This is a genomic window from Neisseria sp. HMSC70E02 (assembly GCF_001838645.1).
Taxonomy (GTDB): domain Bacteria; phylum Pseudomonadota; class Gammaproteobacteria; order Burkholderiales; family Neisseriaceae; genus Neisseria; species Neisseria macacae.
In genome coordinates this window covers 34,351-37,004 of the sequence record NZ_KV838066.1, presented here as the reverse complement: position 1 = coordinate 37,004, position 2,654 = coordinate 34,351, and the positions used below count along the sequence as shown (strand labels likewise).

Below are 2,654 nucleotides of genomic sequence, written 5' to 3'. Positions count from 1 at the left end.
GGGCTGTCGGATACGAGTATCCGACCTACTTTTTCAGACGACCTATAAGCAGCGTAGGTCGGATTCTTGAACCTGATATTTTGGCTAAACGGGGCTGTCGGATATAAGTATCCGACCTATTTTTTTCAGACGACCTATCAGATAATAGTTAGAACAGTACACAAAAAGCCGTCATTCCCACGCAGGCAGGAATTCGGTATCTAAATTGGTTGATGCAGATAACGAAAAATATGTGAGCATTTGAGGGAGTGATGATGGAATTTTGCCGATGGAGCAATGTTTATGTTCATTAAAAAATTTCTTTTTACATGTTTTATTGCCATCGTTTTTGCCGGTGCCAATGCTTGTACCCGCAATATTAACGAGGGTTGTGAGCAAACTATTCAATTTACAATGGATGACAATATTACCGTTTCCAATGTTATTCATTGGGAAATTATGCCTGGAAAATATGTTCTAAATTTTAGACATTATCAGGCATCAGACTCAGAAGGGGCGGTTCATCGGTTGACTGAGGATCAGCTCATTAATGCCATTAAGTACTCCATTGCGCAAATCGATAAAAATAAATTGTATGCGATACAGTTAAACTGGAGCAGCAGCGAGACATCAAGAAAGTCGATTGAGAAAGCACTTAAGGAAAATACTTTGTTGGGCGGCAGGTATTCGGCATTCGATAAAAAGATACAAAAGATTACAACGAAATCTTTTGTTCAAAGCCCGTTCATACGGAAGTTGTGCATGCAGATTGATAATCTGAAGATGAGCTGTAATTTCAAATCATATTTCTTGGAGCCCATTTTATTTAAGACGGGCGAGTATAGCTCCGGAAAAACTATTCGCTCAGATGAAAATGCAAATATCGACTGGATTGGTTTAGCTTCATATGAACTGTGGTTTAGTGTTCCTATTAATCAGAGGGAACCGCAGTCATAACCCGACGAAGCCTCGAAATCCCAAACAAAGCAGCGTAGGTCGGATTCTTGAATCCGACATTTCGGCTAAATGGGGGCTGTCGGATACGAGTATCCGACCTACTTTTTTCAGACGACCCACCATCCACAAACCGTCCCCACCAACCAACACCCAAACCATGATTAAAACCGACAAAATCCGCAAACCGCAGCCTGCGGTGTTTTACATCATCGACTACCTTTGGAGCGGCTTTGCCGGTTTGAGCGTGGCGATGGTGGTTGTGGCGTTGTGGGCGTGGGGCAGCGCCGTGTTCGGTGAGTTTATGCTGCCTGCGCCGGTGGAGGTGTTTCAAAAGTCTTTGGATTTATTGAAACATTTTCAGGAAAACGAAATCGGGATTTCGCTGTGGCGGTCGGTGGTGGGTATTTCGGTTGCGCTGGCGGCGGGATTGGCGGCGGGGCTGGTGGCGGGCAGTTTTAAGACGGCGATGGCGTTGCTCAAGCCTGTGATTACGATTTTGTTGGCGATGCCGCCGATTATTTGGGTGGTGATGGCTCTGTTTTGGTTCGGTTTCGGCAATCCGAGCGTGTTGTTTACCATCATTGTGTTGGTTGCGCCGCTGACGTTTGCGAGTGCGGCGGTCGGGATGGCGAGCGTGAACAAGCAGCATGAGGAATTGTTTGACGCTTATAAATTAGGCCGTCTGAAAAAAATCCGTTATCTGTATATCCCGCATCTGACGGGTTATGTGATTTCCAGCGTTGGCGTGGCGGTGGCGATGGGGGTGAAGGTGGTGATTATGGCGGAACTCTTGGGCGCGAGCGAAGGCGTGGGCGCGCGGATTGCGGACGCGAGGGCGATGCTGGAGACTTCGACGGTGATGGCTTATGTGGTGTTGGTCATCGTGTTTGTGTCGCTGTTTGAATACCTGATTACCAAGCCTTTGGAAATTTTGTTTATGCCGTGGAGAAGATGATGCTCTGTCTTGAAAAAGTGCGTTTTGAAATTCTCCGCGACCCCATCGTGCGCGATTTCAGTTTGAACCTGCAACATGGCGAAGTGAAAGCCTTGTTCGGGCCGAGCGGCTGCGGCAAGACGACGGTTTTGCGGCTGATTGCGGGCTTGGAAACGCCGAAATCGGGCACGATACGCAATACTTTCCGCAAAACGGGTTTTCTGTTTCAGGAAAACCGCCTGCCGGAAAACCTGACCGCGATGCAGAATATCGCGATTTTTATGGACAAACCCGATGAAGGCGAAATCATCGCGCTGGCGGCGAAAGTCGGGCTGACTACGGGCGATTTGAACAAATATCCGACCGAATTGTCCGGCGGCATGGCGAAACGGGTGGCGTTTCTGCGCCTGCTGCTGTGCGGCTGCGACCTTGCCTTGCTGGACGAGCCGTTTGTCGGTTTGGACCGCGATTTGCGCGATATTTTGGTTGCCATGCTGGTGGAAAAAATCGAGCGGCAGGGTATGGCGTGTATGCTGGTAACGCACGACCGCTTCGAAGCCGCGCGCCTGAGCCATGAAATCATGCTGCTTTCCACTAAGGGCATGAACGTGCAAAACGTGATTACCCTGTCCACGCCGCTGTCCAAACGCGATTCGGCTTTTGAAGAAGCCGTGGTGGCAAGGGAGTTTCAGGGGATTCATTATTATGAGTGATAAGGGGATTTGAATATCTGACGAACCTTGCGGTTTGTTGCCCTCTCCCTAACCCTCTCCCACGGGGAGAG

General features: G+C 48.8%; 3 protein-coding genes. All 3 read left to right on the top strand.

Annotation, left to right across the window (positions count from 1 at the left end):
* The first annotated feature begins 282 nt into the window (after positions 1-282).
* The gene (locus tag HMPREF3277_RS01590) at positions 283-936 is read left to right on the top strand and encodes a hypothetical protein (protein ID WP_246830745.1); all 654 of its coding nucleotides are present in this window, start codon (positions 283-285) and stop codon (positions 934-936) included.
* Positions 937-1,093: 157 nt separating this feature from the next.
* Positions 1,094-1,891: an ABC transporter permease gene (locus tag HMPREF3277_RS01585; protein ID WP_070869836.1), complete on the top strand. Its 798-nt coding sequence runs from the start codon at positions 1,094-1,096 to the stop codon at positions 1,889-1,891.
* Positions 1,891-2,583 carry an ATP-binding cassette domain-containing protein gene (locus HMPREF3277_RS01580; protein ID WP_210401143.1) on the top strand — a complete coding sequence of 231 codons (693 nt, stop codon included), beginning with the start codon at positions 1,891-1,893 and terminating at the stop codon, positions 2,581-2,583. The genes HMPREF3277_RS01585 and HMPREF3277_RS01580 overlap by 1 nt, the downstream gene beginning before the upstream one ends.
* Positions 2,584-2,654 lie beyond the last annotated feature (71 nt).

Coding starts and splice junctions, on each gene's coding strand:
- HMPREF3277_RS01590 (WP_246830745.1), top strand. CDS start 283: ATGTTCATTAAAAAATTTCTTTTTACATGTTTTATTGCCATCGTTTTT.
- HMPREF3277_RS01585 (WP_070869836.1), top strand. CDS start 1,094: ATGATTAAAACCGACAAAATCCGCAAACCGCAGCCTGCGGTGTTTTAC.
- HMPREF3277_RS01580 (WP_210401143.1), top strand. CDS start 1,891: ATGCTCTGTCTTGAAAAAGTGCGTTTTGAAATTCTCCGCGACCCCATC.